The following is a 19,453-nucleotide window of genomic DNA, read 5'->3' as shown; positions in this document are numbered from 1 at the left end:
ATACGTTTAAGCAAAAGTACATTAAAGTTTATTTGCTTTCTTTTTTACGTTTACGCCACGTGTTAAAACCTATCCAACCAAATAGTACCACTAGAAAAGGTATTAAATAAGATGTCGCTTTTCCGCTGCCACTAACAGTTGTAAAAAAACGTTTCCAGCGTGGATTTTTAATACCATCCCAACTCATCCAAATAAATACTGGTTTACCAAGCACGTGATTATAAGGTACAAATCCCCAACGTCTCGCATCTACTGAGTTATGGCGATTATCTCCCATCATCCAATAGTAATTTTGTTTAAAAGTATAAGTTGTGGCAACTTCTCCGTTAATAATGATTTGATTGCCGTTTACTTTAAGTGAATTGCCTTCATATTCAGTAATAAGGCGTTTGTAAAGCGGTAAAACTTCTAAATTAATAGCGATAGTTTTTCCTTCTTCAGGAATATAAAGTGGTCCGAAATAATCAACATTCCAATTGTAATTAGGATCATGAGGAAATATATCTTTATCTCGTACACCTTTTTCTTTTATGTTAGGTGTAATACTTACTACGTTAGGGTTGTTTTTGAATTTCTCTCTTGCAGCATCAGAAATAGCAGAAAAATAATAAGTGTTTTGATTATTTATAATTCCAAAACCATCTGTAATATCATAACGCTCTTTAAGGAATTTGGGATTAAACTGGCTTGTTTTGGGTTGTACATAGTAGCTGAATTGTAACTGGGCTCTATCTGGTAATTCATTCTTTTTACCATTAATATAAACGTAGCCACCACGAACTTCTAAAGAATCTCCTGGTACAGCAACACAACGTTTTACAAGATTTGTTTTCTTGTCAATAGGTTTGTAATAGTTTCTGTCTGGAGTGAAAATATCCATATTCCGCAAGGTATCTGCAGGTTGATTGAATACTACTATTTCATTTCTATCTATTTTCTCAAAACCTGGTAGTCTTAAATAAGGTAATTGTAATTTATTTATCAAAGAGGTATTTCGCTTTTCATAATGATCGTTAAAGGCGTACGATTTTATATTTAATCCAGGAATAGTATCATGAACCATAGGAGCTCCAACAGTAGTCATAGGTACTCTTGCACCATAATGAAACTTACTTACAAATAGAAAATCGCCAACCAATAATGATTTCTCCAGGGAAGAAGATGGAATTGTAAATGGTTGCATAAAATAAGTATGCACAATTGTTGCCGCTACTATAGCAAATAAAATAGAGCTGGTCCATTCTCCTGATCCAGATTTTGGCATCAAGCCTCTGTTCTCAACATAGTTAACATCAGCTACATAATTTAAATAGTAGTTGTAAAACCCGAGTGTAACTACAGCCAAAAAAGTATCTAAATAGGTGTTTTTCCCAAAACTTCTTGCGGTTTCAACCCAAACCACTATAAACATAATTAAGTTCACAACTGGTAAGAATAGCAAAATAACCCACCACCACGGGCGGTTAATTATTTTCATTAAAACTACACCATTATATACTGGAACAAACGCTTCCCATGCTTGTCTTCCAGCTTTTATGTATAATTTCCAAGTACCTAAACCATGAATTACTTGTATTATCAAGAAGAAAATAAACCATTGTGTCCAAGTCATAATCTCAAAATTTTAATTTTTTGTTAGTAGTAACAGTAGTTTTATTGTTACAGGTTTATAGATACGTTAACCAATATTTAACACATCATTCATAGTAAAAACACCTGTTTTTCCTGCTAACCATTCTGCAGCAATAACAGCTCCTAAAGCAAAACCTTGTCTGTTGTGAGCAATGTGTTCTATTGAAATTGTATCAACTTCACTTTCATAATCAACTGTATGTGTTCCAGGAACATCTTCAATACGTTTCGCAACTATCGGAATTGTTTTATTGCCAGCTTCATCTAATTTCCAAGCATCATAGTTTTGATTATTTTCTATAACACCTTCTGCCAAAGAAATAGCTGTACCACTTGGTGCGTCTAGTTTTTTAGTATGATGAATTTCTTCCATAGTAACATTGTATTGTTTCAAGTTACTCATCATTTTAGCAAGCGTTTTATTTAACTCAAAAAAGATGTTAACCCCTAAACTAAAATTAGAGGCGTAGATAAATGCACCGTCATTTTCTTTACAAAGTGAAACAGCATTATCGTAGTCTTTTAACCAACCCGTAGTTCCAGAAACCACAGGGACATTGTTTTTTATACAATTTGAAATATTACCAAAAGCTACCGATGGAATACTAAAATCTATAGCAACATCTGCTTTGCTAACATCATAATCGGTATCGTCTTTATCGACAGTAAGAACCACATTATGTCCACGATTAATCGCTATTTGTTCAATGGTTTTACCCATTCTACCATACCCGAGTAGTGCTATATTCATATTAAAATTTAAAATTTAAGGTAAGACCAACGTTGCTGGTTGTATTAATATCTCGAAATTTATAATGCGGCGCTAAGGTAAGGTTTTCATCTACATTATACTGCAATAAATGTGCATCTACATTGGCATCTATAATGTTTAATACATACAAGCCAGCAGTTACTAAAAGCGCAATTTCTTTATTACGTCTAAAAAGTTTTTGTGCTCTTCTTAGTCCGTCGTCAGTAACTCTTTCAGAAATCACATTACCATCTGGATTTAAATTTAAAAATTCATCATCAGTAAACCCTGCCAATCTTCTTTTGTAAGCGTCTCTATATCTTCTATATTCTTTATCGTTTGTAACATAAAAATAAACACCAGTACCTAGAGCTCCATAAACGATTGGGATTTTCCAATATTTTTTATTGTAAGCTTGTCCTAAACCAGGTAAGACGGCAGATAAAAAAGCAGCTTTTGCAGGTCGTAAAGGATCTATTGTTTTGGAGGGAAGAATAGTATCCTGAATTTTTAGTGTTGCAGGAGTTGTGGGAATACTGTCTTGAGGCAATGTCTCTTTATCTTGAGCCAAAGATGAAAAACAGCAGCAAAAGGTTAATACCAGTACTATGAACAGTTTATTTAGCACGTTGCACTAATTTTTTAATACGATTAAAATCTTCTTCTGAATGAAAAGGAATAATTATTTTTCCTTTTCCGTTTTTAGAGACTTTAACGTCTATTTTATGTCCAAAGTATTCTGAAAAGTCTTTTATACCTTTTTTAACATGCTTGGGTACATCATCTTCTGTATTATTTTTTGAAGTAGAAGCGGTGTTTTCAGCATCAGGGTTGTTGTGGAGTCTTACTAGTACTTCAGTTTCTCTAACGGATAGCTTTTTAGATAAAATATTTTCGTAAATATCTAACTGGTCGTTTTGATCTTCTATAGCAATAAGCGCACGCCCATGTCCCATAGAAATAAAACCATCTCGCATACCAGTTTGTATAATTGGATCCAACTTTAATAAACGCAAATAGTTGGCAATTGTAGAACGTTTTTTTCCAACACGTTCACTCATTTGCTCTTGTGTTAAGTTAATTTCATCTATTAAACGTTGGTAAGACAAGGCAATTTCAATAGGATCTAAATCCTGACGTTGAATATTTTCAACCAAAGCCATTTCTAGCGATTCTTGGTCGTTTGCAATTCTTATGTAAGCAGGAATAGTTGCTAATCCAATTAATTTTGAAGCGCGATAACGACGCTCTCCAGAAACCAATTGGTATTTATTGAATTCTAATTTACGAACTGTAATAGGTTGAATAATACCTAATTCTCGAATTGAAGAGGCTAATTCTTGTAAAGATTCTTCGCTAAAATTAGTACGAGGTTGAAACGGATTTACTTCAATAGATTCAATATCCAATTCAACAATATTACCAATTACTTTATCAGCATCCTTATCCTGTACTGATTTGATGTCGTTACTTGGGTCTTTTAAAAGAGCAGATAAACCTCTACCTAAAGCCTGTTTCTTGGTTGCCTTCGCCATAATTTAGGAGTTTTTAGTAATTATTTCTTCTGCTAAACTTAAGTAATTGCTTGCACCTTTACTACCTGCATCATAATTAATGATACTTTCTCCATAACTTGGTGCTTCACTTAAACGCACATTTCTTTGTATAATGGTTTTAAATACCATATCGTTAAAATGCTTTTGCACTTCTTCCACTACTTGGTTAGATAATCGTAAACGCGAATCGTACATGGTAAGTAACAAACCTTCATAATCTAAATTAGAATTATGAATTTTTTGTATACTTTTTATAGTATTTAATAACTTACCTAAACCTTCAAGAGCAAAATATTCACATTGAATAGGAATTAATACTGAATCTGCTGATGTCAATGCATTTAAAGTTAACAATCCTAGAGACGGCGCGCAATCTATTAAAATAAAATCGTAATCATTTTTAATTGGTTCCAATGCTTTTTTTAGCATATATTCGCGTTCATCTTTATCAACCAATTCAATTTCAATAGCTACTAAATCTATATGGGCAGGGATAATATCCAAATTTGGAGTTTCCGTAGCAACTATAGCCTCTTTTGCAGAGTTAGTATGCTCCAATAACTGATAGGTGCCAATTTCAACACTTTCTACATCAATACCTAAACCAGAAGTAGCATTGGCTTGTGGGTCTGCATCTATTAGCAAAACTTTTTTCTCTAAAACACCCAGAGAAGCAGCTAAGTTTACCGATGTTGTTGTTTTGCCTACGCCTCCTTTTTGGTTCGCAATTGCAATGATTTTGCCCATTAATTGATTTGGTTTTAGGGTGTAAAAATACGATTAATTATTAGGAATAAAAACCGAACTTGTTAACATGATATTAATAACTTTATTATCTGCTAATACCTTATGAATATTGAAAAGTTTGACATTTTTTTATGAAATAAAAATCGAATGAAATTGGAAATTTGGGTAAACTAAATTCACAAGAATCAAAAACCCGTATACTTTTCTTAAGAAGTGGCTATTTATGGTTTTATTTATAAAGTAAAGTTTTCAAATCAAGTATATCAAAAACCATGTAAGTGTTAAAAAATTCAAGTTAACTATTAATCAATCAAAATTTCCAAAATAGTAATAGCTGCCTCACTAATCTTTGTGCCTGGGCCAAAAACTGCAACAGCTCCAGCATCGAACAAATATTGGTAATCTTGTTTAGGTATAACGCCACCAACAATAACCATAATATCATCACGTCCGTAGTTTTTTAACTCTTCGATTACTTGTGGTACTAATGTTTTATGCCCCGCAGCTAAAGATGATACTCCAAGAATATGTACATCGTTTTCAACGGCTTGTTTGGCTGCTTCTTTTGGAGTTTGAAAAAGTGGACCAATATCTACATCAAACCCAACATCGGCGTAAGCTGTTGCTACCACTTTGGCACCACGGTCATGACCATCTTGGCCCATTTTTGCAATCATAATTCGTGGTCTTCTGCCATCTTGTACTGCAAAAACATCTGCAAGTTCTTGTGCTTTTTTAAAGGATTCATCGTTTTCAATTGCTTTACTATACACGCCTGAGAATGATTTTATTTGTGCTTTATGTCTTCCAAATTCAACTTCAAGTGCATCACTAATTTCGCCTAAAGTAGCTCTAGATCTTGCAGCTTCAACAGCTAAAGCTAGTAAATTTTCTTGTCCTGTTTTAGCAGCTTCTGTTAAATTTGATAAAGTAGTTTTTACTTTTTCAGAATCACGAGTAGATTTAATACGCTTTAAGCGTTCAATTTGAGCATTTCTAACCGTTTGATTATCTACTTCTAAAGTAGAAATAGGATCTTCTTTTTCTAATTGATATTTATTAACACCAACAATAATATCTTGACCAGAATCAATACGTGCTTGTTTTCTAGCTGCAGCTTCCTCAATTCTAATTTTTGGGATTCCCGCTTCAATAGCTTTGGTCATACCGCCTAATGCTTCAACTTCTTCAATTAAGTTCCAAGCTCTTTGTGCAATATCATGTGTTAGTTTTTCAACATAATAACTGCCTGCCCAAGGATCAACAGTTTTAGTTATTTTGGTTTCTTCTTGTAAAAATATTTGAGTATTTCTTGCAATTCGTGCAGAAAAATCGGTTGGTAATGCAATGGCTTCATCTAATGCATTGGTATGTAAGCTTTGTGTGCCGCCAAAAGCAGCAGCAGCAGCTTCAATAGTTGTTCGGGCTACATTGTTAAACGGATCTTGCTCAGTTAAACTCCACCCAGAGGTTTGGCAATGGGTTCTTAATGTTAAAGATTTTTCATTTTTAGGATTGAACTGTTTTACAATTTTAGCCCAGAGCATTCTAGCAGCTCGCATTTTGGCAATTTCCATAAAATGGTCCATACCAATGGCCCAAAAGAAAGATAATCTAGGCGCAAAAGTATCGATGTCCATGCCTGCTTTTAATCCTGTTTTTATATATTCTAAACCATCGGCTAGGGTGTAAGCTAATTCAATATCGCATGTTGCACCCGCTTCTTGCATATGGTATCCCGAAATACTAATACTGTTGAATTTTGGCATGTGTTTGCTCGTAAATTCAAAAATATCTGAAATGATTTTCATGGATGGCGTAGGCGGATATATGTAGGTGTTACGTACCATAAACTCCTTCAAGATATCATTTTGAATGGTGCCAGATAATTGTTTTAGTTGCACACCTTGTTCTTCTGCAGCAACAATATAAAAAGCCATAATTGGTAATACGGCGCCATTCATGGTCATGGAAACCGACATTTTATCTAGCGGAATTTGGTCAAACAGAATCTTCATGTCTTCAACAGAATCTATGGCGACTCCTGCTTTTCCTACATCTCCAACAACGCGTTCATGATCGCTGTCATAACCCCGATGCGTTGCCAAATCAAACGCCACAGACAATCCTTTTTGACCAGCAGCTAAATTGCGTCTGTAAAAGGCATTACTTTCTTCGGCAGTACTAAAACCTGCATATTGCCTAATAGTCCATGGTCTGCGAACATACATGGTGCTATACGGACCTCTTAAATATGGAGAAATACCAGCAACAAAATCCAGATGTTCAATAGCGTTTAAATCTTCTTTTAGATAAGTCGATTTAATAGCTATACCTTCAGCAGTAGTAAAAGTTTTAACATCAGACTTTTGTCTTCTGTTTTCTTTTTTTAATTCTATATGTTGAAGGTTTTTACGCATTATTTAATTATCGTTTTCGAAATAAAAGTATTAAAATCCTGGAGGGTATTGGAATAAATACTCATACTAAATGTTTTATAGTTTGAGGATACCAAATATGTTGTATTATAAGCTTTGTATTTGTCTTTATTGGTCAATTCAAAAACTGACCTAAAAACACTTGTTTTACTATTCCCAGAATATCCTGCAGTTATTTTTTCACAATTGGTTTCAAAAGTAAACGCATAATCACTACATTGACTTGAGAGTAGACCCAATAATTGAGAAGATTCTTTTCTACCAAAAGGGATATATTTCATCATTTTAATTGTAACCAATGATGAAGATGCAACGTCTCTAAAATAATAGGTGTTTCCTTTTGAATATTTTAAATAATCGAATCGCTTTTGTTCCATTCGTTTTTCTTTTGAATCGGGTAAAGCATCAATCAATTCTTGATATGTGTTTACTGAAAACTCTTGAAAATATACAGGTAAAAAAACCTTGATGTTATCTTCTTTTAATTCAAAATAAGTTCCAGGTAAATTCTCCTTAGCTAATTCAGCTTTAGATTTTTCGTTCTTACAGCTGAGTAAACAAAGTGAAATTATAAAACTAAATATGAGCTTTGTCAAATCAATTAATGGTCATGTCCAGCATGCGGATCAACTTCTTTTGGTGCAGCTGGTGGGATTTTATTAAAATCTACTTTAGGTTCAGGTTTTTCAGTTACTTTAGTTAAATCTACAGTAAATAATTTTGCATAAAACATATCAAACGCCATATATGCCGAAAGATATTTATCTCCAATAGCGGCTCTAGAATTAGATTGTAAAGCAGGCCCAAATAATTTTGGACTCATACTGTTTGTGCTTACCAATGCCTTTAATGTGGTTTTTAAATCTTTGTTGGAAATATTGTTAGTTATACATGAAAACAAAGGGCTATTATAGTTTAATTTACCAGATGTATTATTAGGATTCCATAGGTTTTGTTTAGTTTTTAAAACTTCAAAGATTTTTACAGTATGTGGTGATACTATATCTTCATATTTTACTCTGTTATAAACAGTATTACTAATAAACTGATTATAAGCACGCGATATATTAGGATTATTTTTTCCATAGAATTTAATAATATCTTCTTCAAAAGAAAATAATGCTTCGTTAAGCAATTTTACATCAAAATTATCGCAGTTTAATACGGTTCCTTTTTCAGTAAATTTATACGTGTCCAAGGTTTTCTCTTTTACTTCATTTTTACAGCTAAATAAAGTGACTACTAATAAAAGTGTGATAAGGTTAAATTTTAAATTCATAATAATTACTCTTTGTTTAAACGTTCTTGTTCTAATTTTTCGGTTAATCGTTTTTCTATAATTGGTTCAATTAAAGTCTTTCTGTTGTGTGTTTTAACAAATGGATACAGTTCTAAATTATCCTTCATCTTGTCATTTTTGTTTGGGTGTTTATTGCTTCCCAATATAACTTCGTTTCCAGAATTAAATAACTCTTGTTCTTTGTTGGTACTTTCTTTTATTTTACGTTGAATTGTACCATCTTTGAGTTGTTTCAAAAAACCACCATTCGCTTCAATATTTTTGAATAAAGTGAGAGCCTTTTCAGCCAGTTGTTGTGTTAAGGTTTCTATATAATAACTTCCGTCTGTTGGATTATCAACAGCATCAAAATAACTTTCGTGTTTCAATATTAATAATTGATTTCTTGCTATGCGATTACCAAATTCATTTTGTTTATGAAATATGGCATCATACGATAAATTACAAATAGTATCTGCGCCACCTAAAATAGCACTCATACACTCAGTAGTAGTACGCAACATATTGGTATTGTAATCGTAAATAGCTTTGTTTCGTTTTGTAGGTGCTACAAAAATATGAGGCTTATAATTTAGAGTATATTCTTGTGAAACCGTATTAAATAAAGATTGTAATGCCTTAAGTTTTGCAATTTCAAAGAAATAATTTGTACCAACTGCTGTGTTGAAAGTTACAGTAATTGGTGTATTTAATTTTGAAGTTATTGTGTTTTCTAGATGATTAAAATACTCGTTGGTATGCGCTAAGGCATAGGCAAGTTGTTGTACTATATTTGCACCTGCATTTTGGTATAATGATACATCTATGCTAAAAGATTTAGAGTTGGTTACAATAGTTTCAAACTTTGTAAAATCATCTTTTAAGTTTTTAAACCAGTTTCCTGATTTTGCTAAATTTCCAATGATATCGGTATGAAATTGGATTCCTGCTTTCGCAGGAATGATAGAAATGTTCTTAATAAATTCTTCTGATAAAAATTGCATTTCAAAATGAATAGAAACCTTACCCAGATTAATGTTTTTTAATAAACTTTCAACTGAAATAGCTTCAGAAGGGAGAATAAATTTTACACTTTCTGCTCCTGAATTAATTGCAGAAATAGCATTTAAATTTGACTTTTCGACATTTGCAACAAAAATAGTTTCACAAATTTTGAATTGACTTGCTTGAGTATTTGATGGTTTTGGGAGTGTTTTAAAATCATCAGAATGGTAAAATGGTTTTACTTGAATACCTTCATTACTGGTCCAGATAAGGGCATCATTATAGTCAGCTCCCTTTAAATCGAACTGTATTTTTTGTTTCCATTGTTTAGCAGAAACGGGTTCAAATTCATTAAATAACGAATTACTCATTATTTTTTAATTTTAAACTGTCTTCATATTCAATAATAAAGATGTCTTCGTTTTCTCGTTTCATGTAATATTCTTCACGAGCAAACTTCTCCAAACCTTCTTTAGAGCTTATTTTTTTGTATTCTTTAAGATCCTTTTCTTTACCTTTTTTGTAATATTCTTTTTCAGCTTTTAAATCATCAATTTCAGTATTCAATTCATTATGAATAAACCATGAGTTGCTATCAAAAAATAGCATCCATCCTATAAAAACTACTAAGATTAATATGTAGATATTTTTAAATGGTTTTAAAAATCGATGATTTGTATTGAGCTTTTTCATCTGTTATAATTTCTCGTTGATAATAGTTCTTACAATATCAACTGCTACGGTATTGTAATTATTGTTTGGGATGATAATATCTGCATATTCTTTCATAGGTTCTATAAACTGATTGTGCATAGGTTTTAGTGTTGTTTTGTAACGTGTTAAAACTTCATCTAGGTCCCTACCTCGTTCAGAAATATCTCGTTTTAGGCGCCTAATCAAACGTTCATCACTATCCGCATGCACAAATATTTTAATATCAAACATCTCCCGAAGTTTAGGATTGGTAAGAATTAAAATGCCTTCTACAATCATTACTTTTCTGGGGTGTGTTAAAATAGTATCGCCAGTTCTATTATGTTTCACAAATGAATAAACAGGCTGGTGTATGGCTTCATTATTTTTTAATGCTTCTAGATGTTTTGCTAATAAATCAAAATCAATACTTCTGGGATGATCAAAATTAATTTTAACCCGTTCATCATAACTCAAATGTGAGGTCTCTTTGTAATAAGAATCTTGAGAAATAATACCAACTTCTCCCTCCGGAAGTTCTTTTAGTAATTGATTTACAACTGTAGTTTTACCACAACCTGTACCACCAGCAATTCCAATTATTAGCATATCATTTCATATATTTTAACATTGTAAACAAAGTTAGTAAATGTAAAAATATATGGTGCGAAATATATCTATTTTTTAACTGCGGCTACTTCTTCTACAGTAACTATTTTAGAACCCGAATTTCCCCAACTGTTATTTATAAAATTCATCACGTCAGCTACTTCTTCATCGTCTAAACCTAAGGGAGCCATATAGCCGTTGTAGGTTTTTCCGTTTACAGTTATTTCTCCTTTTTGACCATATTTAATACCACGTATACTCGCTTCTCTGTTATTTTTTAAGTAATCTGATTTAGCCAAAGGCGGAAATGTATTTTCTACACCTTCTCCATTAGCTAAATGACAGTTCATGCAAAAATCACCATATACTTCGTTTCCTCTTGTGATACTTTCTTGTAATTTGTCTTGCTGTTTTACAGATATAATTGATAAAATTATAAGAACACTTCCAATAATTGAGAATATAAATAGTTTCATAATGCCTTACTTAGATTTTGGAATTATTTTTACAATTCCTTTTCCTTCAATTGCTGCATAAATAAAACCATCTGGAGCCAATTTTACATTTCTGAATCTGCCTAAGCCTTCAAATAATTTTTCACGCTTAACAACTTTATTCTTTTTTAAAACCAAACGTTCTAAATATTCAAATTTAAGAGAACCAACTAGTAAATCACCTTTCCAATCTGGATATGTATCAGAATTCACAAATGCCATTCCGCAAGGAGCAATAGAAGGAACCCAATAAAATAAAGGCTGCTCCATGCCTTCTTTTTTTGTAATATCAGTAAACGATGTGCCGCTATAATTAATACCGTATGAAATTATTGGCCATCCGTAGTTTTTACCTTTTTTAATAATATTTATTTCATCTCCTCCTTTTGGTCCATGTTCGTGAACCCAAATTTTTCCAGTTTCAGGGTTTAAAATCATTCCTTGAGGATTGCGATGCCCAAAACTATAAATAGCTTTTTTTGCTTTTGGATTATCGAAAAACGGATTAGTTTTAGGAACAGAACCATCATCATTTAATCTGTAAATTTTCCCACCATCCCTGGTTATATCCTGCGGATTTACATCTCGATTTCCTCTATCTCCAATGGAAAAATAGAGATAACCCTGGTTGTCAAACTCTATGCGAGATCCCCAATGTTGCCCTTTTTTGGTATTGCCTTCACCTTTATACAATTTTTGGATATCGGTTAAATTAGCCCCATTAAGTTTAGCTCTAATAATGGCGGTATGTCCACCAGAACCTTCTCCTTCTGATGAGCCGAAAGAAAAATAAATCCAGCCATTAGTTTTATAATCAGGATGTAGTTTCACATCTAACAAACCACCTTGTCCTCTGACATAAACTTCTGGGAAGCCTTCAATATTAGATTTTTTTCCATCTTTATAGTGAATTAAAGTTCCTGTTTTTTCAGTAATTAACATGCTGCCATCAGGCAAAAATTCCATTCCCCATGGAATGTCTAATTCAGGAACAACTATTTCAGTTTCAAAGTTGATGTTTTTAGCTGATTTAGCTTTTACTTTTGAAGGTTTTTGTTGTGCACATGAATAGAAGCATATTAAGAAAAAGGTTAAACTATATGTGAAGTGTTTCATGCTTTTGATTTTGAGTTAAATATACATTAAAACGAATAATTTATTGATATTCCTGAGTAATAATTTAGAGGATTTCCTGGGTAAAAATATCTAGGTGCATTACCACCAAAACTTGAGGCGTTTATTAAAACTTGGGACACATATTTTTTATCAAACAGGTTATTTACTCCAAAGAATACTTGAAATTTAAGATTGCTGTTATATGTGTTTTGATACCCTATTTTAAGATTTGATAAGCCATAATCTTCTGAAAAAATACTATTACTATCCGTAATTGGCATACTTCCAACATATTGGTAATTAACATTTCCAAAAAGCCCTAACTTGCTGTCTAAATCAATACCAATATTAAGAATTTTAGAAGGTACACCTGTTAACTTATTTCCAGAAAAATTTGCATCTCCATCAACAAAATCTTTAAATTTATAGTCGTTAAGTGTATAGTTTATAAATGAAGACAGATCAATGTTTTTCTTGTTAATAAACATGTAATTTAGGTCTAATTCTAAACCATTATGTTCCGTTTTTCCTGCGTTAATTCCAATAAAGGCATCTTCCGAAGTTCTTTTTGATACCAGTAGATTTTTTACAGATAATCTATACACAGCAACTGTATACTGAAATCTATTTTTAAGTAATGCACCTCTAGTTCCAATTTCAGTATTCCATCCAGTTTCAGGATTTAAGTTGTTATTTATTTGTCCGTCGGGCAATAAGGTTTCAGATAAACTAAGTGGAGAAAAACCATGACTTACATTGGCGTAAAAATTAATATGTTTTGAAGCCTTTAAGAGTATTCCTAGTTTTGGAGAAAAGATACCTTTAAATTTAAAATCCCCAGACTGATCTGGATTATCTGTAGATACTACAAATTTGTCTTCTAATTTGTATTTAGTTTTATTATAATTGGTTCCAAACACTAAATTTATACTATTTGATATTTCATAAGTCGCTTCAAAAAATAAATTATAGTAGCTCCTTTTTTCCTTGAAGTTAGAAATTTGATTACCTTTTACACTACCAGTTCCTTCTGGGAAATCTCTGTATTGGTTTCCAAAAGTTTTGTAAACATAATTATCCATGAATAATTCTAAACCAGAAGTCCATTTAATAATTTTATCATTCACTTTAAATGCTCCAATTAAACGACTTCTAATCCCAAATGCCAAAACGTTTTCATCTAGAATATTAAAAGGCCTAGGTTCATAAGAGTTTCTAAAAGAACTAAAAAGGCTTGTGTTTTGCTTAAGATTAGCATTTATTTTTTGTTTCCATGATACCCCAATAACACCTCTTTTGGTATCTTCAAATCCTCGAGATTGTTTCCAGTTAGAGTCAGCTGAAGATGGCGTATTATCATAATCATTTTGATTTAGAGAACTTGGTATGAATGCTTTTAAATCTGATAAACTTGCCAGAAGTGAGATTTCATTTTTATCATTTATGTGATGAATAGCGTTTATAGTTAAAACTTCTCTGTTGTAGTTATTATTTTCTCTATAGCTATCACTTTTTGTGTTACTATAAGCTAGTTTTAAACTACTTGAGTTTTTGCCTAAGTTTAACGTTATTAAGTTTTTAAATAAACCAAAAGACCCAATAGTAGTTTCATTTTTTAAATCAGAAGAATTAAAATTTGGAGTGTTAGGAACTAATCTTAAAATACCTCCCAAACCTGCACCATACATGCTAGAAGTAGCGCCTTTAGTTATTTCGATTTGAGCAATAGCTCCAAGTTCAAAATCTTCAAGACTTGTTTCCCCACTTCCATTAGTTAATGGGATGTCTTGAAAATAAGCTCTTATTTTTGAGGTGCCGAATAAATTCCTTGACCCTATTCCTCTTATTGTTAACCGGTTTGTGTTTAAAGCTCCAGTTTGCATAAAAACGCCAGTACTTCTGTTTAAAACTGAATTGATATTAATTGTATTACCTCTATCTATTGCTTTTTTATTAATTAAACTTACACTAGAAGTGGTGTTTTTTAATATTTGAGGTAAGTGGTTGGCATTAATTATAACTTCATTTAGTTGTTGAGGATTAGCATTAAGTTGGATAATGTGACTTTTTTTAATTCAAGAGCAATGATTTCCTCTAAATAACCTTTTCTAATAAATCTATAATATCCCGATTCTTTAATAGAGAAAATGCCATCTTTAGATATTATTGAGGTAGTATCTTTAATTTTAGTAATTGTAACAGATGTTAATAAAACACCACTTTCTGCATCTGTAACTTTATTGATGGGTTGTTTTTGGCTAAAAACAAATCCATAAAACAGAAAAACTATAATTGTAGTTAATTTTGAAGTATAATTCACTTCGGAAAATTATGGTATTTACTCAGGAATAAAAACTTTTTGAAAAATAAATTATATTTTCTGAAAATTGGATAACAGATTGATTAAAAAAAGTATATTTGCAGCCTGTTAATGATAACTAATTCGGGGTGTAGCGTAGCCCGGTTATCGCGCCACGTTTGGGACGTGGAGGCCGCAGGTTCGAATCCTGCCACCCCGACAAAAAGACTATTCAAAAATTGAATAGTCTTTTTTATTTATTGACAATATTTATTGGGTTTCCATCTAAAAAGGCTTTTAGATTACTAGCAGCAGTTTGCATCAATCTAGTTCTGGCTTCTTTGGTTGCCCATGCTATGTGTGGTGTAATAATACAGTTCTTAGCATTCAACAATGGATTATCCTCTTTCATAGGTTCTTCTGAAATTACATCAACTGCAGCTCCAGATAATTTTCCATTATTTAATGCATTAGTTAAATCTTGTTCAACGATTAATGGTCCACGAGATGTATTTATAAGCATTGCACCATCTTTCATTTGCAAGATGGTAGATGTATTAATTATGCCTTCTGTGTCTTTGGATAATGGGCAATGAAGACTAATAATATCAGAAGTTTTTAATAGTTCTTCTAAAGAAACAAAAGATAAATTAATAGTTTTAAATTCTTTGTAAACTGTTCTGTTATAAACTTTTATGTTGAGTCCGAATGCTTGAGCAAGTTTAGCTGTTGCTTTACCAATTTTACCAAAACCAATAATACCGATTGTTTTATCAGCCAATTCTATTAAAGGGTAATTCCAAAATGAAAAATCTTTGCTTTTTATCCAATCTCTATTCTGTACTGCAGTATTATGATTTCCTATATGATGACAAAGTTCTAAAATTAAAGCTAAAGTAAATTGTGCTACTGCGGAAGAACTGTAATCTGGCACATTGGTTACAACTATTCCAAGTTGTTTTGCAGCTTCTACATCAACAACATTGTAACCAGTTGCTAAAACACCTATGTATTTTAAATTTGGTGCTTTATTTAAAACCTCAGAATTTAAAGGTGTTTTATTAGTGAATATTATGTCAGCATCTTCGATGTTTTTTAAAATACTCCTATTATTATATGGTGTTCTGTCATAAACAGTTATGTTTCCATACTGTTTAATAAGTTTCCAGTCTAAATCGCCTGGATTTAATGTGTAACCATCTAGAACTACTATCTTCATAAATTAAAAAATATTTATAAAGATACAGTTTGAAAATTAAACTAATTGCAAGATTTTATTCTATTCTTGTGTAGTTTTCAGCAAAAAGGGGATGCCCTTCTGCATCAATTTGTATTTGACTAAACTTATCAGCTCCTAAATCATACTTAAATACAAATTCAGGGTTCTTTGCAATGTATTGACTCATTTCTACTGATCCATATTCTAAAACTTCAGTTAGAAGACTGTCGTTTAAAGAGTATTTTCCATAGCCAAACCATTCTGTAGAATCTGCAGCAATATTTCTACACCACATTACCTTAGATTTTGTAAAAATTTTGATATGTCTATTAGCTTCTGATGAAGAAAAGCTATCTGTTATTTTTCCGTTTTCACCATAATTATAAAAACTAGTTCGCTCCCAAGAGCCCATAATAGATAATTTTTCTTCTTTAGTTTCTTCTGAAACAACTTCTGATTTTTTATTTGAATCATTACAAGAAATTACGATTGCAAATAAAATAAGCGCTAGGGTTAAACTTTTTTTCATAATATAATTTGTTTAGTTAACAACAAGTTACAAAAAAATGAATACGTAATTAATTGAAATGCTTGAAAGTTTCGTTAAAATAGATTTTGATAAGATTGAGTTGAGTTACTTTTAATATTTTTAATCAACCTTATAAGGTTCTAGTCCTACTGTTTTAATAGCAGTTCTTATTGTAGTTGTGATAGTGAATATTTATTAAACCATAAATACTGTTAATAACTTCTGAGTAAGGTTTGCTTCAAAAATTCTACTTTTGTTACTACTAAATTGATAAGATTATGTCTCAAGATATTGAAAGATTAAAATGTTTAATAATAGGTTCCGGACCTGCTGGTTACACGGCAGCAATTTATGCGGCTAGGGCTAATATGAAACCAGTTTTATACCAAGGTTCTCAACCAGGAGGGCAATTAACAACTACAAATGAAGTTGAAAATTTCCCAGGATATCCTGATGGTGTTACAGGGCCAGAAATGATGATGCAATTACAGGCACAAGCGCAACGTTTTGAAACAGATGTTCGCGATGGTTGGATTACAAAAGTTGATTTTTCAGGTGAAGTTCATAAAGTTTGGGTAAATGAAACGAAAGAAATTCATGCAGATACCATTATTATTTCAACTGGCGCTTCAGCTAAATATTTAGGTTTAGATTCTGAACAGAAATATTTAAAACTTGGTGGTGGAGTTTCTGCTTGTGCAGTATGTGATGGGTTCTTTTATAGAAACCAAGAAGTGGTAATTGTTGGTGCAGGAGATTCAGCATGTGAAGAAGCACACTATTTATCTAAACTGTGTAAAAAAGTAACCATGTTAGTAAGGCGTGATGAATTCAGAGCTTCAAAAATTATGGCTGCTAGAGTTCAGAATACTGAAAATATTGAAATATTATTTAATACTGAAACTGATGAGGTTTTAGGTGATGGCCAAGTGGTAACTGGAGTTAGAGTTTTTAATAATCAAACCAATGAGAAACATGAAATTGAGGCAACAGGATTTTTTGTAGCAATTGGTCATAAACCAAATACTGATATTTTTAAAGGCTTTTTGGATTTAGATGAAACAGGTTATATTATAAATGTACCAGGAACTTCTAAAACAAATATAGATGGAGTTTTCGTTTCAGGAGATGCGGCAGACCATGTCTATCGTCAAGCAGTAACCGCAGCAGGAACAGGTTGTATGGCAGCTTTGGATGCTGAGCGTTATTTAGCAGCAAAAGATGCTTCTTTTGAGGTGTCAACATCTACATATAATTAAGTAATTGAAATTGTATATTAAAAAAGCCAAAGTGAATACTTTGGCTTTTTTACGTTTTGCAAATAAGTTAAAAAGTGTTTTCTTTGAAAATTACAAAAACAATTCGGGATGTGGCGCAGTCCGGTTAGCGTACACGGCTGGGGGTCGTGTGGTCGCAGGTTCAAATCCTGTCATCCCGACAAAAAGGTCTTAAAAAAGATCAAAGGAATAGTTCATTAATTGATTTCATTTAATTCTACTTTATATCCTAATAGATGTCCTGTTTATTAGAAAATAGTTTTTTAAATTTATATTCTCATTTACTGAATTTGACTTTAATAGTAATTTGCTTTTGATTTATTCATTTAAAACATAAGCAATAACAACTTCAACAATCTTTACTGTCAATTTATTACTAAAGTCTACAATAAAAAAGACGAATTTTATCCATTATTCAGAAAGTACAGGATACATATTTTGAAATAATATAATTTATTTGGTAAGGTTTAGTAATCAATCTTTTTAACGATATCATAATTGTTAGTATGAAAGATTGATTTTTATGAACTATTCTATGATAGATAACAGAATTATATTGAAGAATATTAACAGTAATAATATTCCCAAATACATTAAGATCGTTAATGCGTTTAAAGAGTCTATTGAAATAAACTCTTATAAATTTGGTGATAGTATACCTTCTATTAACGAGTTTAGTAAAGAGTATAATATTTCTCGTGATACTGTATTTAAAGCATATACATTATTAAAAAAGCAAGGCTACATAAAGTCCACTCCAAACAAAGGGTACTACATATGTGAAAGCCGAAAGAAAATTCTTTTGTTGATAAGTACTTTCAAAGCCTACAAAGAAGTTTTTTATCATTCGTTTATGGATTGCTTACCTGATAATGTTGTTGTTGATTTACAATTTCACCATTATAATATTAAAAATTTTAAAGCCATGCTTAATATTGATAATGGTAAGTATTACAAGTATATCATTATGGGGTTTAATCATCCAGAAGTAATTGGTACTCTATCTAAAATAGATAAAAGTAAATTGTTACTCATTGATTGGAAAGCCAACTTAGATATAGCAGAAAATTATGTATTTCAAAATTTTGGTAAAGCTTTTTATGGATGTCTTGAGCAAGCATTACACTTATTAAAAAAATACAAAGCTTTATGCTTTGTTTATCCAGAGTTTACTTACCATCCTTCTGAAAGCTTAGACTATTTTAAGAAGTTTTGTGTTACTCACGATTTTGCACACACCATTTGTCGTAATTCTAATGAATTCATCGTTGAAAAAAAGATAGCGTACATAACCGTTAATGATAGGATGTTGTATGAGCTTTTAAATCAATGTCGTTTAGAAAATTTAGATTTAGGAAAAGATGTTGGTGTACTCTCTTATAACGATACACCTTTAAAAGAGTATACAAACAAAGGTATTACAGTTGTGTCAATTGACTTTAAAGAATTTGGTGAAAGAGTAGCTGATTTTATTACGCTTAATAAACCTCAAAAAACTTATTTGAAAACTCAGTTAATATTAAGAGATTCTTTATAATTTAGTATGAACTAGTCTTGATACTAACTCATTTGTCTAGTTTTATCAGGATAGTATAGGACAAAATTGTTATATACTGACTTTTGGTTTTGAATAAATCTATAAATCAGCTTGTTAATTACTTATTATAAGATATATAAAATCGCAAGAAATATAGTTAAAAAATCATTTTAACAGGATAGGGCAGGATAGGCGTTCATAGCTAAATTTGTAAAATTGTATCTATATTGATAATACTATGATTTTCTTATGTAATTGTACTTTATCGAACT

General features: G+C 31.5%; 19 protein-coding genes and 2 tRNA genes. 4 read left to right on the top strand and 17 right to left on the bottom strand.

Features of this window, described 5'->3' with window-relative positions; all coding sequences use genetic code 11:
• Nucleotides 1-28: 28 nt before the first annotated feature.
• From lepB to AC0L5U_RS07790, 15 genes are all read right to left on the bottom strand, one after another.
• Nucleotides 29-1,612: a signal peptidase I gene (gene lepB, locus AC0L5U_RS07860; protein WP_473415703.1), complete on the bottom strand. Its 1,584-nt coding sequence runs from the start codon at nucleotides 1,610-1,612 to the stop codon at nucleotides 29-31.
• 66 nt (nucleotides 1,613-1,678) lie between these two features.
• Nucleotides 1,679-2,383 (bottom strand): 4-hydroxy-tetrahydrodipicolinate reductase, encoded by a 705-nt coding sequence (gene dapB / locus AC0L5U_RS07855; RefSeq protein WP_473415702.1) that lies wholly within the window; start codon nucleotides 2,381-2,383, stop codon nucleotides 1,679-1,681.
• Between the two features lies 1 nt (nucleotide 2,384).
• Entirely contained in the window at nucleotides 2,385-3,011 is a 627-nt protein-coding gene (locus AC0L5U_RS07850; protein ID WP_473415701.1) for a DUF5683 domain-containing protein, read from the bottom strand.
• The gene (locus tag AC0L5U_RS07845) at nucleotides 3,001-3,918 is read right to left on the bottom strand and encodes a ParB/RepB/Spo0J family partition protein (RefSeq protein ID WP_473415700.1); all 918 of its coding nucleotides are present in this window, start codon (nucleotides 3,916-3,918) and stop codon (nucleotides 3,001-3,003) included. Before AC0L5U_RS07845 ends, AC0L5U_RS07850 begins: the two co-directional genes overlap by 11 nt.
• Nucleotides 3,919-3,921: 3 nt before the next feature.
• Complete coding sequence (locus tag AC0L5U_RS07840) at nucleotides 3,922-4,686, bottom strand: ParA family protein (protein WP_473415699.1); 765 nt, start codon at nucleotides 4,684-4,686, stop codon at nucleotides 3,922-3,924.
• Between the two features lie 302 nt (nucleotides 4,687-4,988).
• Entirely contained in the window at nucleotides 4,989-7,109 is a 2,121-nt protein-coding gene (gene scpA, locus AC0L5U_RS07835) for a methylmalonyl-CoA mutase (RefSeq protein ID WP_473416215.1), read from the bottom strand.
• Nucleotides 7,106-7,720 carry a hypothetical protein gene (locus AC0L5U_RS07830; protein ID WP_473415698.1) on the bottom strand — a complete coding sequence of 205 codons (615 nt, stop codon included), beginning with the start codon at nucleotides 7,718-7,720 and terminating at the stop codon, nucleotides 7,106-7,108. The genes scpA and AC0L5U_RS07830 overlap by 4 nt, the downstream gene beginning before the upstream one ends.
• A 5-nt stretch (nucleotides 7,721-7,725) precedes the next feature.
• On the bottom strand, nucleotides 7,726-8,403 hold the full coding sequence (locus AC0L5U_RS07825) for a hypothetical protein (protein WP_473415697.1): 678 nt from the start codon (nucleotides 8,401-8,403) through the stop codon (nucleotides 7,726-7,728).
• Nucleotides 8,404-8,408: 5 nt separating this feature from the next.
• Nucleotides 8,409-9,779, bottom strand: coding sequence for a methylmalonyl-CoA mutase subunit beta (locus tag AC0L5U_RS07820; protein WP_473415695.1), 1,371 nt, complete (start codon nucleotides 9,777-9,779; stop codon nucleotides 8,409-8,411).
• Nucleotides 9,772-10,101: an FtsB family cell division protein gene (locus tag AC0L5U_RS07815; protein ID WP_473415693.1), complete on the bottom strand. Its 330-nt coding sequence runs from the start codon at nucleotides 10,099-10,101 to the stop codon at nucleotides 9,772-9,774. The genes AC0L5U_RS07820 and AC0L5U_RS07815 overlap by 8 nt, the downstream gene beginning before the upstream one ends.
• 3 nt (nucleotides 10,102-10,104) lie before the next feature.
• Nucleotides 10,105-10,710, bottom strand: a complete 606-nt coding sequence (udk, locus tag AC0L5U_RS07810; RefSeq protein ID WP_473415692.1) for a uridine kinase — start codon at nucleotides 10,708-10,710, stop codon at nucleotides 10,105-10,107.
• A gap of 68 nt (nucleotides 10,711-10,778) precedes the next feature.
• Entirely contained in the window at nucleotides 10,779-11,186 is a 408-nt protein-coding gene (locus AC0L5U_RS07805; RefSeq protein WP_473415691.1) for a c-type cytochrome, read from the bottom strand.
• Between the two features lie 6 nt (nucleotides 11,187-11,192).
• Nucleotides 11,193-12,320 (bottom strand): PQQ-dependent sugar dehydrogenase, encoded by a 1,128-nt coding sequence (locus AC0L5U_RS07800; protein WP_473415690.1) that lies wholly within the window; start codon nucleotides 12,318-12,320, stop codon nucleotides 11,193-11,195.
• A gap of 26 nt (nucleotides 12,321-12,346) precedes the next feature.
• A complete protein-coding gene (locus AC0L5U_RS07795; RefSeq protein WP_473416213.1) occupies nucleotides 12,347-14,245 on the bottom strand; it encodes a TonB-dependent receptor family protein in 1,899 nt (632 codons plus the stop codon).
• 101 nt (nucleotides 14,246-14,346) lie between these two features.
• Nucleotides 14,347-14,640: a hypothetical protein gene (locus tag AC0L5U_RS07790; protein WP_473415689.1), complete on the bottom strand. Its 294-nt coding sequence runs from the start codon at nucleotides 14,638-14,640 to the stop codon at nucleotides 14,347-14,349.
• 124 nt (nucleotides 14,641-14,764) lie between these two features.
• Between AC0L5U_RS07790 and AC0L5U_RS07785 the strand changes: the two genes are divergently transcribed.
• Nucleotides 14,765-14,839, top strand: a tRNA-Pro gene (locus AC0L5U_RS07785).
• Between the two features lie 33 nt (nucleotides 14,840-14,872).
• On the opposite strand, the gene AC0L5U_RS07780 is transcribed toward AC0L5U_RS07785, so the two are convergent.
• Together AC0L5U_RS07780 and AC0L5U_RS07775 are read right to left on the bottom strand one after the other, a co-directional pair.
• Nucleotides 14,873-15,838, bottom strand: a complete 966-nt coding sequence (locus AC0L5U_RS07780) for a D-2-hydroxyacid dehydrogenase (protein ID WP_473415688.1) — start codon at nucleotides 15,836-15,838, stop codon at nucleotides 14,873-14,875.
• A gap of 55 nt (nucleotides 15,839-15,893) precedes the next feature.
• Nucleotides 15,894-16,367, bottom strand: coding sequence for a hypothetical protein (locus AC0L5U_RS07775; protein ID WP_473415687.1), 474 nt, complete (start codon nucleotides 16,365-16,367; stop codon nucleotides 15,894-15,896).
• Between the two features lie 278 nt (nucleotides 16,368-16,645).
• On the opposite strand from AC0L5U_RS07775, the gene trxB reads away from it, so the two are divergent.
• The 3 genes from trxB to AC0L5U_RS07760 all read left to right on the top strand — a co-directional run bounded on the left by trxB (nucleotide 16,646) and on the right by AC0L5U_RS07760 (nucleotide 19,181).
• Nucleotides 16,646-17,626, top strand: coding sequence for a thioredoxin-disulfide reductase (trxB, locus tag AC0L5U_RS07770; RefSeq protein ID WP_473415686.1), 981 nt, complete (start codon nucleotides 16,646-16,648; stop codon nucleotides 17,624-17,626).
• Nucleotides 17,627-17,730: 104 nt separating this feature from the next.
• Nucleotides 17,731-17,805 (top strand) — tRNA-Pro (locus AC0L5U_RS07765).
• Between the two features lie 362 nt (nucleotides 17,806-18,167).
• A complete protein-coding gene (locus AC0L5U_RS07760) occupies nucleotides 18,168-19,181 on the top strand; it encodes a GntR family transcriptional regulator (protein ID WP_473415684.1) in 1,014 nt (337 codons plus the stop codon).
• Nucleotides 19,182-19,453: the final 272 nt, after the last annotated feature.

Source organism: Jejuia sp. G7-7, from assembly GCF_055808955.1.
The sequence above is the reverse complement of the archived record's forward strand: the minus strand, read 5'-3'. Positions and strand labels throughout refer to the sequence as shown.

What these genes read in the sequence shown, in the direction of transcription:
- AC0L5U_RS07800 (WP_473415690.1), bottom strand. Translation starts at nt 12,320, where the DNA reads ATGAAACACTTCACATATAGTTTAACCTTTTTCTTAATATGCTTCTAT.
- AC0L5U_RS07840 (WP_473415699.1), bottom strand. Translation starts at nt 4,686, where the DNA reads ATGGGCAAAATCATTGCAATTGCGAACCAAAAAGGAGGCGTAGGCAAA.
- dapB (WP_473415702.1), bottom strand. Translation starts at nt 2,383, where the DNA reads ATGAATATAGCACTACTCGGGTATGGTAGAATGGGTAAAACCATTGAA.
- AC0L5U_RS07780 (WP_473415688.1), bottom strand. Translation starts at nt 15,838, where the DNA reads ATGAAGATAGTAGTTCTAGATGGTTACACATTAAATCCAGGCGATTTA.
- AC0L5U_RS07815 (WP_473415693.1), bottom strand. Translation starts at nt 10,101, where the DNA reads ATGAAAAAGCTCAATACAAATCATCGATTTTTAAAACCATTTAAAAAT.
- AC0L5U_RS07825 (WP_473415697.1), bottom strand. Translation starts at nt 8,403, where the DNA reads ATGAATTTAAAATTTAACCTTATCACACTTTTATTAGTAGTCACTTTA.
- AC0L5U_RS07760 (WP_473415684.1), top strand. Translation starts at nt 18,168, where the DNA reads ATGAACTATTCTATGATAGATAACAGAATTATATTGAAGAATATTAAC.
- AC0L5U_RS07845 (WP_473415700.1), bottom strand. Translation starts at nt 3,918, where the DNA reads ATGGCGAAGGCAACCAAGAAACAGGCTTTAGGTAGAGGTTTATCTGCT.
- AC0L5U_RS07805 (WP_473415691.1), bottom strand. Translation starts at nt 11,186, where the DNA reads ATGAAACTATTTATATTCTCAATTATTGGAAGTGTTCTTATAATTTTA.
- trxB (WP_473415686.1), top strand. Translation starts at nt 16,646, where the DNA reads ATGTCTCAAGATATTGAAAGATTAAAATGTTTAATAATAGGTTCCGGA.
- udk (WP_473415692.1), bottom strand. Translation starts at nt 10,710, where the DNA reads ATGCTAATAATTGGAATTGCTGGTGGTACAGGTTGTGGTAAAACTACA.
- AC0L5U_RS07820 (WP_473415695.1), bottom strand. Translation starts at nt 9,779, where the DNA reads ATGAGTAATTCGTTATTTAATGAATTTGAACCCGTTTCTGCTAAACAA.
- lepB (WP_473415703.1), bottom strand. Translation starts at nt 1,612, where the DNA reads ATGACTTGGACACAATGGTTTATTTTCTTCTTGATAATACAAGTAATT.
- AC0L5U_RS07775 (WP_473415687.1), bottom strand. Translation starts at nt 16,367, where the DNA reads ATGAAAAAAAGTTTAACCCTAGCGCTTATTTTATTTGCAATCGTAATT.